Source organism: Streptomyces sp. NPDC004539 (assembly GCF_040610055.1).
Classification (GTDB): Bacteria; Actinomycetota; Actinomycetes; order Streptomycetales; family Streptomycetaceae; genus Streptomyces.
The window spans coordinates 705,477-717,379 of the sequence record NZ_JBEXLS010000001.1 but is presented as its reverse complement, the minus strand read 5'-3'; the positions used below and the strand labels follow the sequence as shown (position 1 = coordinate 717,379).

Genomic DNA, 11,903 nt, shown 5'->3' with positions numbered 1-11,903 from the left:
GCCGGCGTCATGCTGCTCGAAGTGCGTGATCTGCATGTGGAGTTCCGTACGCGGGACGGGGTGGCCAAGGCGGTTAACGGGGTGTCGTACGGCGTGGAGGCCGGGGAGACGCTGGCCGTGCTGGGGGAGTCGGGGTCGGGGAAGTCCGTCACCGCGCAGGCGATCATGGGGATTCTCGACACGCCTCCGGGGCGGATCGGCGGGGGCGAGATCCTCTTCCAGGGGCAGGATCTGCTGAAGCTCAAGGAGGAGGAGCGGCGCAAGATCCGGGGGGCGCAGATGGCGATGATCTTCCAGGACGCGCTGTCCTCGCTGAACCCCGTGCTGAGCGTGGGGGACCAGCTGGGGGAGATGTTCGAGGTGCACCGGGGGATGTCCCGCAAGGACGCCCGCGTCAAGGCCGTCGAGCTGATGGACCGGGTCCGTATCCCCGCCGCCAAGGAACGCGTCCGGCAGTACCCCCACCAGTTCTCCGGCGGTATGCGCCAGCGCATCATGATCGCCATGGCGCTGGCGCTGGAGCCGGCCCTGATCATCGCGGATGAGCCGACCACGGCCCTCGACGTCACCGTCCAGGCTCAAGTCATGGACCTGCTCGCGGAGTTGCAGCGCGAGTACAACATGGGGCTGATCCTGATCACCCACGACCTCGGGGTCGTCGCGGACGTCGCCGACCGGATCGCCGTCATGTACGCGGGCCGGATTGTCGAGCAGGCGCCCGTGCACGACATCTACAAGGCGCCCGCCCACCCCTACACGCGCGGACTGCTTGATTCCATCCCCCGTCTTGATCAGAAGGGGCAGGAGCTGTACGCGATCAAGGGGTTGCCGCCGAACTTGATGAACATCCCTACGGGTTGCGCGTTCAACCCTCGCTGCCCGATGGCTCAGGACGTCTGCCGGACGGATGTACCGCCGCTCAACGACGCCGGCGAACACCGCACCAGCGCCTGCCACTTCTGGAGGGAGTGCCTCAATGGTTGATTCAACGGTTGAGCCGATCCTGGAAGTGAGTGGACTGGTCAAGCACTACCCGCTCACTCAAGGCATCCTGTTCAGGAAACAGGTCGGCGCGGTCAGAGCGGTTGATGGTGTTGATTTCGCCGTCAACAGTGGAGAGACCCTCGGGATCGTCGGGGAATCGGGCTGCGGCAAGTCAACGGTCGCCAAGATGCTGGTCAATCTTGAGCGCCCCACCGAAGGGTCGATCAAGTACAAGGGCGAGGACATCACCAAGCTCTCCGGCAAGGCGCTCAAGTCGGTCCGCCGGAACATCCAGATGGTGTTCCAGGACCCCTACACCTCCCTCAACCCCCGTATGACCGTCGGCGACATCATCGGCGAACCGTACGAGATCCACCCCGAGGTGGCCCCCAAGGGCGACCGGCGCCGCCGCGTCCAGGAGCTCCTGGACGTCGTCGGCCTGAACCCCGAGTACATCAACCGCTACCCCCACCAGTTCTCCGGCGGCCAGCGCCAGCGCATCGGTATCGCGCGGGGGCTCGCCCTGCGCCCCGAGGTGATCGTCGCCGACGAACCGGTCTCCGCGCTGGACGTCTCGGTGCAGGCTCAGGTGATCAACCTGCTGGAGCGCCTCCAGAGCGAGTTCGACCTGTCGTACGTGTTCATCGCGCACGACCTGTCGATCGTCCGGCACATCTCGGACCGCGTCGGCGTCATGTACCTGGGCCGGATCGTGGAGATCGGCAAGGACGCGGAGATCTACGACCACCCGACGCACCCGTACACGCAGGCGCTGCTGTCGGCGGTCCCGGTGCCCGACCCGGAGGCGCGCGAGCACCGGGACCGCATCATCCTCTCCGGCGACGTCCCCTCCCCGACGAACGTCCCCTCCGGCTGCCGCTTCCGCACGCGCTGCTGGAAGGCCCGGGAGAGATGCGAACTGGAGGTTCCGCTGCTGGCGGTCCCGGCGGAGTTCAGGGACGTGAGCGGGCCTGCGGCGCATGACTCGGCGTGCCATTTCGCGGAGGAGAAGCGGGTCGTCCCGGCAGGTGACGATCAAGGAAACGCGGGTCCATAGCCACCCAAACGCACAGTAACCGCGTTAACACGCAGGCAACTTCCCCGACCCGGTTCCGATATACGGACGCTCCAAGCTGAACAGCGTACGGCCGTGCGGGTGCCGTAAACGGGCCGGAGCGCGCCATGTCGCTCCGGCCCGTTGCCGTACCCGCCTCAGCCCTGGGACAACCCCAGCGACCGTCGCAGGAAGTCCAGCTGGAGTCGCAGCAGGTTCTCCGCGACCTCCTCCTGCGGTGTCATGTGTGTCACGCCCGACAGCGGCAGCACCTCGTGCGGGCGGCCGGCGGCGAGGAGGGCCGAGGACAGGCGCAGGGAGTGGGCGACCACGACGTTGTCGTCCGCGAGGCCGTGGATGATCATCATCGGGCGGTGGGTGTCCGCCGCGTCGACCAGCCCCGCGTCGTCCACGAGGGAGTTGCGGCGGTAGACGTCGGGCTGTTCGGCGGGGTGGCCGAGGTAGCGCTCCTGGTAGTGGGTGTCGTACAGGCGCAGGTCCGTGACGGGGGCGCCGACGACGGCCGCGTGGAAGACGTCGGGGCGGCGCAGGACCGCGAGGGCGGCGAGGTAGCCGCCGAAGGACCAGCCCCGGATCGCGACCCGCGTGAGGTCGAGGGGGAAGTCGGCGGCGAGCGCCTGGAGCGCGTCGACCTGGTCCTCCAGGACGACGGCGGCGAGTTCGTCGCGCACCGACTTCTCCCAGGCCGGCGACCGGCCCGGCGTCCCGCGCCCGTCGGCGACGACCACCGCGAACCCCTGGTCGGCGAACCACTGCGAGGTGAGGTGGGCGTTGTGCGCGGAGACGACCCGCTGCCCGTGCGGCCCGCCGTAGGGGTCGAGGAGGACCGGCAGGGGAGTGCCACCGTCGTAGTCCCGGGGCATGAGCACGGCGCACGGAATCCGGCGTGCGCCCCCCTGGGTGAGCTGGACGCGCGGGGACAGACCGGGATCTTCGGCGTACGAGGCGACGGTCGCGACCCGCTTCCCCTCCCGCAGGACCCGGGCGAGCGACCCGGGGCGGTCCAGGGTCGCCGACACGAGGACGGTGACGTCCCCGGAGCGCACCGCCGAGTGGACGCCGGGCCCCTCGGAGAGCCGCTCCACGCCCAGCTCGTTGACGCGGTAGACGTGCACCTCGCCGGTCTCGGGATCGGCCGCCTCCTCCCCGGCGGAGGCCGACACCAGGACGTCGTCACCGGAGACGTCCAGCACCGCTCGCACATGCAACTGGGCCGTCGTCAGCGGACGTTCCCCGACCGCGAGAACCCGCGCGCCGCCCTCGTCGGCGATCCGTACGAGCTGTCCGGAAGGGCTCCAGCAGGGCACGCCGGGGAAAAGATCCAGCCAAATCCGATCTTCGTCCGCGTGCACCATCCGGGTCGTCCCGGAGGCGGTGTCCACCGCCAGGTACAGCTGGCTGCGCTGGTCGCGCGCCTGTACGAGAAGCAGCGGCGCACCCGCCGCTGACCAGTGCACACGCGCCAGGTACGGGAAGCGCGCACGGTCCCAGACGACCTCCGTGCGGGACCCGTCGAGACCCAGCGCGAACAGGCGTACGATCGCGTTCTCGGTGCCCGCCTGGGCGTACGGAATGTGCTGTGGCTCACGTTCCGGACGGGCCGGGTCGGAGATCCACCACCGCTTCACCGGCGTGTCGTCCACCTGGGCGACGAGCAGCCGGTCCGACTCCGGTGACCACCAGAAACCCCGGTGCCGGTCCATCTCCTCGGCCGCGATGAATTCGGCCAATCCGTAAGTAATGGACGCCGATTCGGGTTCGGCGAGCGCCCGGTCGCCCTCCCCCTCCGCGCCGACGACCCGCAGAGCACCCCCGGCGACGTACGCGACATGCCGTCCGTCGGGTGCCGGGCGGGGGTCGATCACCGGTCCCCGGACCGGGAGTTCACGTGCCGTGCCGACCCGCAGCTCGGCCGTGAAAAGCCGCCCTGACAAGGCGAAAGAGGCCAGCTCCACGGCCGCGTCGGTGGCGTATCCGACGATGCCCGCGCCGCCCTCGCGGGAGCGCTCGCGGCGGGCCCGCTCCTCCGGCGGGAGATCCTCCCCGGCACCCCCGAGGAGGGCGCCGGGATTGGCCGCGAGACGCTCGGAGCCGTCCGCCGGGTCGAGGACCCACAGGGCGTTCGCCCGGTCCGTGCCGGAGGGCGAGCGCAGGAACGCGACACGCTCTCCGCCCGGCGCGACGGTGAACGAACGCGGCGCGCCGAGGGTGAATCGCTGGGTGCGGGCGTGTCGGCGGGGGAAGGAGCCGGCGGGAGAACCGTTCTCGATGGTCATGTCCCGACCCTACGAGGCATGTTGGCCGCGCGCCCCCTTGCGCGTCCGTGCGCCGAAGGATGCGCGCATATCCGTAGCTATGATCACTACCGCTGTGTGGGTATGAACCTGCTGGCTGTTGTATGGATTTACACGTTCTCCCGCTCTGTTCCCCTGGTACCCGGGTCCTTGGAGGTGAGCCGCCGTGGCACTCTCGATATCGGCGGTGGTGCTGCTGGCGATCGTCGTCTTCTTGCTGATCAAGAAGTCGGGTCTGAAAGGCGGCCATGCCGTCGTCTGTGTCCTGCTCGGCTTCTACCTGGCGTCCTCCACCATCGCCCCGACGATCAGCGATCTGACGACGAGCGTGGCGAGCATGATCGGCAGCATCAAGTTCTGACGTCCTTCCACCCAGGCTCCGGTCCAGCCATGTCCGGGGCCGCTCATCCATGTCCGCCTTCCCCCGTCGGGGCCGATCAGTCCTGGTTCGCCGGGAGCGCTTTGTAGGCTGGCCCCATGACGGATCTCCCCTCCCGGCGGCTCCTCCTGGTGCACGCGCACCCGGACGACGAGTCGATCAACAACGGCGCGACCATGGCCAGGTACGCGGCCGACGGTGTGCGGGTGACCCTGGTCACCTGCACGCTCGGGGAGCGCGGCGAGGTCATCCCCCCGGAGCTCGCGCACCTGTCCGGCCCCGCCCTCGGCGCGCACCGCCGCGAGGAGCTGGCCGAGGCCATGCGCACCCTCGGGGTGGACGACGTCCGGCTGCTCGGCGGCGCCGGGCGCTACGGCGACTCCGGGATGATGGGCACCGCCGACAACGACGACCCGGGCTGCTTCTGGCGGGCGGACGTCGACACGGCCGCACGGCAGCTCCTCGACGTCATCCGCGAGGTACGGCCCCAGGTCCTCGTCACGTACGACGAGAACGGCGGCTACGGCCATCCCGACCACATCCAGGCCCACCGCGTCAGCATGCGCGCGGCCGAACTCGCCGACGCCGAGGGCGTACCCGTCCCGAAGGTCTACTGGAACCGCGTCCCGCGCGCGGTCGCCGAGGACGCCTTCGCGCGGCTGGAACAGGACCTCCCGGGGCTGCCGTTCGACAAGGCGGGCGAGATCGGCGACGTCCCGGGTGTCGTCGACGACGGGCTGATCACCACGGTGATCGACGGCGGACCGTACGCGGACGCAAAGGCGACCGCCATGCGCGCGCACGCGACACAGCTCGAAGTGGCCCCCGGGAACCGCTACTTCATCCTCTCGAACTACCTCGCCCAGCCGCTGTTCACGACGGAGTACTACCAACTGGCGCGCGGAGAAAGCGGAGAAAGCGGTGCGGGCGGGGGGACCGGCGGGCACGGCGAGGGCCGTGACGGCGTCCAGGGGCGCGAGTACGACCTCTTCGCGGGACTGGAGGCCGACTGATGTCCCTCGACCTCTCCCAGCCCCTCAAACCCCCCTCCGCGGCCCGTGTGGCGGCCTACGCCGGCCTCCTGCTGCTCGGCGCGGCCACCGGAGTCGCCGGATCGCTCGTCCAGGCGGGCTGGTTCCCCGGCGGACTCCTGCTCGCGCTCGCCGGTGCCGTCGGCCTCTTCCTGGGCGGCTCGCGGGCCGTCGGCACGCGCGCGGGGGCCGTCGCACCCGCCGTCGGGTGGATGGTCGCCGTCGTGCTGTTGACCGCCGGCCGGCCCGAGGGCGACTTCCTGTTCGCGGCGGGCGGCGGCTCGTACCTGTTCCTGCTCGGCGGCATGGCAACGGCTGTGATCTGCGCCACCCTTGGCGTCGGGAGGCAACCGATCGGCGCCGACGCCCGACTTGGGAAGTGACGTACCACTTCGCCGTGGCGTGAGCGTGCGTATCCCGTGTGGGTTTCCCCGGCGCTCGTGGGATGGGGGGCAGAAGTGGCCAGTATGGTGGTGCGCGCCGCCGAGCTGCCCGTGAGGTCGTGGCGGGCGGCGGAGCCAACCTGGAGAAGCCTGCCTTGAGTCGTGAAACTGACACTCCGTCCTCCGGGCCCACCAACGGGCGCGGGGGAGCCGCGTACCCGTCGGGCACCCCGCCCTACGGGACACCGATGGTGTCCGACGGCGGTGCGGACGCGGGCCGTTCGGCCGCCCAGCCGGAGGAACGCAAGACCGAGACCACGGTGACGACCCGGATTCGTATCAACATCCCCGGGTCCCGGCCCATCCCCCCGGTCGTCGTGCGCAAGCCCGTCGGCGAGGGCGAGGGCGACGACACGGCCGCCGAGCCGCAGTCCGCCGCGCCCGCGCCGGCCCCCGAGGTGCCCGCCGCCGAGCCCGCCGCCGAGAAGAACGACTGGTTCGCGCCCCGCAGAGGGGGCGGTCCGAAGACCAACGGCGCGGGCCTGCCCGGCGCTTCGTCCGGTACGAACGGCGGACAGCCGTCCGCCCCGGGTACGGCTCCCGGTACGGCCGGCGCACGACCGGCGGGGGGTGCCATAGGCGGCTCCCGCCCCGGCGGCGTGGTCGGTTCGATGGCCGCCCCGGGCAAGCGTCCGCCCGGCGGCACCAACGGCGCGGGCCTGCCCGGCGGCGCGACCGGCGGCCCCGTCGCCCCCGGACACGGCGGCGGCACCGGCTCCTTCGACGTGACCGAGGTCCTCGCGGCCACCACACGCCCCGCCGCCCCGGAGCCGACCCGCGACGAACTGCCGTACTTCTCCGAGCCCGAGAGCAGTACGACGGCCCAGCACGACTTCTCCGACCAGCACAACTTCGCCGCGCCGAACGCCGGTTACCCCGACCCGGCGCAGGGCGTCCCCGGCCGTCCGAGCGGCCCCACCACGGGCCCCGCGACCGGCGGCGTCCCCAAGGCGGGCCTCGGCGCCCCCGGCACGGCCCCCGGACCGGGCGGCCCCGGCCTCACCAACGGCCTGAGCCAGAACGGCACCGGACGGCTGCCCGGCGGCGGACTCAGCGACGACACCGCGATCCTGACGCCGCAGAAGCTCGCCCCGAAGCCCGGCCCCGGCGGTTTCCGCCCGGCGGGCGCGGGCCCCGAGAACCCCGCCGGTCAGACGCTCACCAGCGGCATCCCCGCCGTCCCGCCGGCCGGCCAGAGCGCTCCGCCGAAGCAGACGGCTCCCGCGAAGGGCAAGAAGCAGAAGAAGCGCCGCAGCAAGCTGCCCCTCCTCGCCGGCCTCGTCGTCGTCGCGGGCGCGGGCGTCTACGGCGCCGGCCTGCTGATGAACCACTCCGACGTCCCCAAGGGCACCACCGTCCTCGGCATCGACATCGGCGGCTCCACGCGCGACCAGGCCGTCAAGAAGCTGGACGACGCGTTCGGCACGCGCGCGCTGAACACCAAGCTCAAGCTGACCGTCGGCGGCAAGCAGGTCACGCTCCAGCCCGACCAGGCCGGACTCCAGTTCGACATCCCGGCCACCGTGGACTCCGTCGCCAAGAGCGACTACAACCCGGTCTCCGTGGTCGGCGCCCTCTTCGGCCAGCAGCGGGTCGTCGAACCCGAGATGCCCGTCGACGAGGAGAAGCTCCAGGCGGCCCTGGAGAGCGCCGCCGGCGGTGCCTCGTCCTCCGACGGCACGATCAAGTTCGAGGACGGCAAGGCCGTCGCCGTCTACGGCAAGCCCGGCGCGGGCATCGACACCGCCAAGGCCCTCCCCGCCGTCGAGGAGGCGTACCGCAAGCAGGTAGAGACGGGCGCGGCGGCGGCCGTCTCCGTGCCGACGACGACCAAGCAGCCGACGATCTCGAACGCGGAGGTCGACCGGATGATGAAGGAGTTCGCCGAACCGGCGATGTCCGAGAAGGTCACGATCTCGGCGCCCGGCGGACAGAGCCTCCCGTTCGGCGCGAAGTCCCTGCCGAAGATCATCAGTTTCAAGGCCGTCGACGGCAAGCTCGTGGACACGTACAACCTCGAAGTCCTCAAGGAGACGTACGGCCAGACCTTCGACGGGGTCAAGATCAAGACCGCCACCGGTACGCGCGACATCCTCCCGCAGGACGTGGTCAACGCCCTGCGCAAGGCCCTCGTCGGCAAGACGACGGCGGAGCGCACCGTGGAGATCGAGACCAACCCCAGTTGATCTGTCACGGGATGCCGCATGACAGAAGTCATGCGGCATTCCGTACGTTCGGCACTGTGCGTGACCAGGGCCTGGACGTGACCATGGACGTATGACAACGACAGCTGCGGTGGTCGCGTTCGACCAGGTCGGCAAGGCGTACGGCGAGGTCCGCGCCGTGGACGCGCTGACGCTGACCCTGCGCCCGGGGGAGACCGTGGCGCTGCTCGGGCCGAACGGCGCCGGGAAGTCCACGACGCTGGACCTGCTCCTCGGTCTCAAGACCCCGGACACGGGCAGCGTGCGCCTGTTCGGGGGGACGCCGCGGGAGGCGATCGTCGCTGGCAAGGTCGGCGCGATGCTCCAGAGCGGCGGCCTGATGGACGAGGTGACGGTCGCCGAGCTCGTCCGCCTCGCCTGCGACCTGCATCCGAGGCCCTACCGCCCGTCGGACGTGATGGCCCGCGCGGGCATCACCCCCATCGCCGACCGCAAGGTGAACAAGCTCTCCGGCGGCCAGGCCCAGCGCGTCCGCTTCGCCTTCGCCACGGCCGGCGACAGCGACCTGATCGTCCTGGACGAACCGACGACCGGGATGGACGTCACGACCCGCCAGGGCTTCTGGGCGACCATGCGCGAACAGGCCGACCAGGGCCGTACGGTCCTCTTCGCCACCCACTACCTGGAGGAGGCGGACGCGATCGCCGACCGCGTCCTCGTCCTGCACCGGGGCCGCCTCCTCGCCGACGGCACCGCCGCCGAGATCAAGGCCAAGGCGGGAGCGCGCCGGATCTCCTTCGACCTGGAGGGCGAGATCCCGCCCACCCTGCGCGACCTGCCCTTCCTCACCTCGCTGGACGTCTCGGGCCGCACGGTCCGCATCCAGTCCACCGACGCCGACGCGACCGTCCACGCCCTGTACGGCACCGGCCTCTACCCCAGGAACCTCGAAGTCACCGGCCTCGGCCTGGAGCAGGCGTTCGTGGCGATCACCACCGCCGAGGAGGCGAAGCAGGCATGAACAGCCTCATCCGGCTCGAACTCTCCCGAGCCCTGCGCAACCGCAAGTTCCTGTTCTTCTCGGTGATCTACCCGGCCGCCCTGTTCCTCCTGATCGCGGGCAGCGCGAACACCAAGGACAAGGTCGACGGAACGGGCCTCACCCTCCCGACCTACATGATGGTCTCCATGGCCTCCTTCGGCGCCCTCACCGCCGCCCTCATGGGCAACAGCGAGCGCATCGCGAAGGAACGGGAGAGCGGCTGGACGAGACAGCTGAGGCTGACCACGCTCCCCGGCCGGGGCTACGTCCTCGCGAAGACCGCCAGCGCGGCGGTGGTGAGCCTGCCGTCGATCGTCGTCGTCTTCGCCGTCGCGGCCCTCGTGAAGGACGTCCGGCTGGACGCCTGGCAGTGGATCGTCCTCACCGCCGCGATCTGGGCGGGCAGCCTCGTCTTCGCCGCGCTCGGCGTCGCCCTCGGCTATCTCGCCACCGGGGACGCGGTCCGCCCGATCACGATGATCACCTACTTCGGCCTCTCCATCCTGGGCGGCCTGTGGATGCCGACGACGACGTTCCCCGGCTGGCTCCAGGACATCGCGAAGTGGGTCCCCACGCACGCGTACGCCGCCCTCGGCCGCGCCATCGAGCAGAGCGAGGCACCGCACATGTCGGACGTCGTCACCCTCGCCGTCTTCTTCGCCCTCTTCACGGGCGGCGCGGCCTGGCTGTACCGGAAGGACACGCTGAAGGCGTGAGCAGCGTCGGCATCGGGCAGCGCCCGCAGACCAGGCGACAGAAGGCCGTCAAGCTCCTCTGGATGGGCATCTGGCTCGCCTACCTGAGCGCGCCGATCAGCGACCTCCTGCACGGCGGCCACAGCCCCGGCGTCCGGGTCCTCGGCGCGATCGGCCTGCTCGCCTTCGTCTCCTGGTACTTCGCCCTGATCTTCCGCACCGGCCGGGGCGAGACCAACGCGCTGGTCCTCGGCTCGCTGGCGGTCCTGGCCGCCCAGTCGGCGGTCCTCGCGCTCACGCTGGGCCGGGAGTGGCTCGTCCTGTTCGTGTACGTCTCGATCTCCTCCGGCGCCGCGCTCCCCTTCCGGCTGGCCCGCTGGACGATCCCGGCGGCCTCCGCGCTCCTGACCGGCGTCGCCCTCATGCTCCCCGGCGGGCACGCCTACCTCGCCGGGCTGCTCTTCCCGGCCCTGCTCGGCGGGTTCTCGATGACCGGCGTACGGCAATTGATCCGGACGACCGTCGAACTGCGCCAGGCGCGGGCGACCGTGGCCCAACTCGCCGCGAACGAGGAGCGGTTGCGGCTCGCCCGCGATCTGCACGACCTGCTGGGCCACTCCCTCTCCCTGATCACCCTCAAGAGCGAGCTGGCCGGGCGGATGCTGCCCGGGCAGCCCGAGAAGGCGGCCCAGCAGGTCGCCGACATCGAGCGGGTCAGCCGGCAGGCCCTCGTCGACGTCCGCGAGGCCGTCACCGGCTACCGCAGACCCCGGCTGGCCGCCGAACTCGCGGGTACGCAGGTCGCGTTGACGGCGGCGGGGGTGACGGCGCGGTTTCCGGAGGACGTCCCGCTCGACGGGGTGCCCGAGGAGAGCGAGTCGGCCCTCGCGTGGGCGCTGCGCGAGGCGGTCACCAATGTCGTCCGGCACAGTGGGGCGAGCCGGTGTGTTGTCGAGCTGGTCCGGCGGCAGACCCTCGACGGGCCGGTGCTCGAACTCTGCGTCGAGGACAACGGGTCCGGCGGCGCGGGCGAGGCTCCCGGGAACGGGCTGACGGGGCTGGCCGAACGCCTGGAGAAAGCGGGCGGGACTCTGGAGGCGACCGGCACGAAACACGGCTTCCGGCTCGTCGCCCGCGTTCCCGTAGGCTCCGCCTCATGAGCCGAACGATCAAGGTTCTCCTCGCCGAGGACCAGTCGATGGTCCGCGAGGCCCTCGCCGCGCTCCTCGGTCTGGAGGACGACATCGAGGTGATCGCGCAGGCGGCGCGGGGCGACGAGGTGCTGACGGCGGCCCGCGCCCACCCCGGTCTCGACGTCGCCCTCCTCGACATCGAGATGCCGGGCGCGACGGGCATCGAGGCGGCGGCCCAACTCCACGCGGAGTTCCCGGCGTTGAAGCTGGTCATCCTCACGACCTTCGGCCGCCCCGGCTACCTCCGCAGCGCCATGGAGGCCGGCGCCGACGCCTTCCTCGTCAAGGACGCGCCCGCCGCGCAGCTCGCCCAGGCCATCCGCAAGGTCCTCACCGGCGAACGCGTCATCGACCCCACCCTCGCGGCAGCCGCCCTCGCCGACGGCGCCAACCCCCTCACCGACCGCGAACGCGAGGTGCTGCGGGCCGCGTCCGACGGCTCGACCAACGCGGAACTGGCGGCGGGGTTGGGGTTGTCGCAGGGGACCGTGCGGAACTATCTCTCCACGGCGATCCAGAAGCTGACGGCGCGGAATCGGGGAGAGGCGGTGCGGATCGCTCGGGAGAAGGGGTGGTTGTAGGGGCTGAGGTCGTGGGGTGGG

The 11,903-nt window shown here is 71.1% G+C and carries 11 protein-coding genes; 10 read left to right on the top strand and 1 reads right to left on the bottom strand.

Features of this window, described 5'->3' with window-relative positions; translation table 11 throughout:
* Nucleotides 1-9 precede the first annotated feature (9 nt).
* Complete coding sequence (locus tag ABZX85_RS03155) at nt 10-984, top strand: ABC transporter ATP-binding protein (protein ID WP_355862045.1); 975 nt, start codon at nt 10-12, stop codon at nt 982-984.
* Entirely contained in the window at nt 977-2,041 is a 1,065-nt protein-coding gene (locus ABZX85_RS03150) for a dipeptide ABC transporter ATP-binding protein (RefSeq protein ID WP_355862043.1), read from the top strand. Before ABZX85_RS03155 ends, ABZX85_RS03150 begins: the two co-directional genes overlap by 8 nt.
* Nucleotides 2,042-2,196: 155 nt before the next feature.
* Here ABZX85_RS03150 and ABZX85_RS03145 read toward each other — a convergent pair whose 3' ends face one another.
* Nucleotides 2,197-4,335 carry a prolyl oligopeptidase family serine peptidase gene (locus tag ABZX85_RS03145; protein ID WP_355862041.1) on the bottom strand — a complete coding sequence of 713 codons (2,139 nt, stop codon included), beginning with the start codon at nt 4,333-4,335 and terminating at the stop codon, nt 2,197-2,199.
* 184 nt (nt 4,336-4,519) lie between these two features.
* Between ABZX85_RS03145 and ABZX85_RS03140 the strand changes: the two genes are divergently transcribed.
* The 8 genes from ABZX85_RS03140 (at nt 4,520) to ABZX85_RS03105 (ending at nt 11,882) form a co-directional block, all read left to right on the top strand.
* A complete protein-coding gene (locus ABZX85_RS03140; RefSeq protein WP_355862039.1) occupies nt 4,520-4,714 on the top strand; it encodes a hypothetical protein in 195 nt (64 codons plus the stop codon).
* A 116-nt stretch (nt 4,715-4,830) separates the two neighbouring features.
* Nucleotides 4,831-5,745 (top strand): N-acetyl-1-D-myo-inositol-2-amino-2-deoxy-alpha-D-glucopyranoside deacetylase, encoded by a 915-nt coding sequence (mshB, locus tag ABZX85_RS03135; protein WP_355862037.1) that lies wholly within the window; start codon nt 4,831-4,833, stop codon nt 5,743-5,745.
* Nucleotides 5,745-6,146 carry a DUF6113 family protein gene (locus ABZX85_RS03130; protein WP_355862035.1) on the top strand — a complete coding sequence of 134 codons (402 nt, stop codon included), beginning with the start codon at nt 5,745-5,747 and terminating at the stop codon, nt 6,144-6,146. The genes mshB and ABZX85_RS03130 overlap by 1 nt, the downstream gene beginning before the upstream one ends.
* A 155-nt stretch (nt 6,147-6,301) precedes the next feature.
* Entirely contained in the window at nt 6,302-8,392 is a 2,091-nt protein-coding gene (locus ABZX85_RS03125; protein ID WP_355862033.1) for a hypothetical protein, read from the top strand.
* A 91-nt stretch (nt 8,393-8,483) separates the two neighbouring features.
* On the top strand, nt 8,484-9,392 hold the full coding sequence (locus ABZX85_RS03120) for an ABC transporter ATP-binding protein (RefSeq protein ID WP_355862031.1): 909 nt from the start codon (nt 8,484-8,486) through the stop codon (nt 9,390-9,392).
* On the top strand, nt 9,389-10,129 hold the full coding sequence (locus ABZX85_RS03115; protein ID WP_355862029.1) for an ABC transporter permease: 741 nt from the start codon (nt 9,389-9,391) through the stop codon (nt 10,127-10,129). Before ABZX85_RS03120 ends, ABZX85_RS03115 begins: the two co-directional genes overlap by 4 nt.
* Complete coding sequence (locus ABZX85_RS03110; protein WP_355862027.1) at nt 10,126-11,268, top strand: sensor histidine kinase; 1,143 nt, start codon at nt 10,126-10,128, stop codon at nt 11,266-11,268. Before ABZX85_RS03115 ends, ABZX85_RS03110 begins: the two co-directional genes overlap by 4 nt.
* Nucleotides 11,265-11,882 carry a response regulator transcription factor gene (locus ABZX85_RS03105; protein ID WP_355862025.1) on the top strand — a complete coding sequence of 206 codons (618 nt, stop codon included), beginning with the start codon at nt 11,265-11,267 and terminating at the stop codon, nt 11,880-11,882. The genes ABZX85_RS03110 and ABZX85_RS03105 overlap by 4 nt, the downstream gene beginning before the upstream one ends.
* Nucleotides 11,883-11,903: the final 21 nt, after the last annotated feature.

Excerpts from the sequence above, each read along its gene's own strand:
- ABZX85_RS03155 (WP_355862045.1), top strand. The coding sequence starts at position 10 with ATGCTGCTCGAAGTGCGTGATCTGCATGTGGAGTTCCGTACGCGGGAC.
- ABZX85_RS03150 (WP_355862043.1), top strand. The coding sequence starts at position 977 with ATGGTTGATTCAACGGTTGAGCCGATCCTGGAAGTGAGTGGACTGGTC.
- ABZX85_RS03145 (WP_355862041.1), bottom strand. The coding sequence starts at position 4,335 with ATGACCATCGAGAACGGTTCTCCCGCCGGCTCCTTCCCCCGCCGACAC.
- mshB (WP_355862037.1), top strand. The coding sequence starts at position 4,831 with ATGACGGATCTCCCCTCCCGGCGGCTCCTCCTGGTGCACGCGCACCCG.
- ABZX85_RS03130 (WP_355862035.1), top strand. The coding sequence starts at position 5,745 with ATGTCCCTCGACCTCTCCCAGCCCCTCAAACCCCCCTCCGCGGCCCGT.
- ABZX85_RS03120 (WP_355862031.1), top strand. The coding sequence starts at position 8,484 with ATGACAACGACAGCTGCGGTGGTCGCGTTCGACCAGGTCGGCAAGGCG.
- ABZX85_RS03115 (WP_355862029.1), top strand. The coding sequence starts at position 9,389 with ATGAACAGCCTCATCCGGCTCGAACTCTCCCGAGCCCTGCGCAACCGC.
- ABZX85_RS03105 (WP_355862025.1), top strand. The coding sequence starts at position 11,265 with ATGAGCCGAACGATCAAGGTTCTCCTCGCCGAGGACCAGTCGATGGTC.